At 51.3% G+C, this 302-nt stretch carries 1 protein-coding gene; it reads right to left on the bottom strand.

The genetic code is table 11. From position 1 onward, the window contains the following. Positions 1-264: type 2 periplasmic-binding domain-containing protein (locus E5Q11_RS17695; RefSeq protein ID WP_210426347.1), on the bottom strand; the 264-nt coding region annotated here is incomplete at its 3' end. Between the last annotated feature and the right edge of the window lie 38 nt (positions 265-302).

Below are 302 nucleotides of genomic sequence, written 5' to 3' on the forward strand. Positions count from 1 at the left end.
AGGATAGAGATAAGGCCAGTCGTGGCCATGAAAGAAAACGGGAGCCAGCCCAATGCCTTCGCCCTGCTCCATGATGCGCGGACCACGTTTCCAGGGGATGGGTGTAAGCGTGACATCGTAGCCTTCCATCCTGGAAAAAGCGGTGCGAAGGATGTCGATGTAGACCCCTTTGTCTTCTCCCTTTTCATCACCGTAGGAGAAAGGCTCATAGGCGCTGTCTACATAGATCTCGATGTCCTGCCTGGTTGCATGTGCGACAGACATACAAATCATCAGGACTACCCCAGAAATGTATTTCATAT

Origin of the sequence: Marinobacter confluentis (genome assembly GCF_004785685.1) — a bacterium.
GTDB lineage: Bacteria > Pseudomonadota > Gammaproteobacteria > Pseudomonadales > Oleiphilaceae > Marinobacter > Marinobacter confluentis.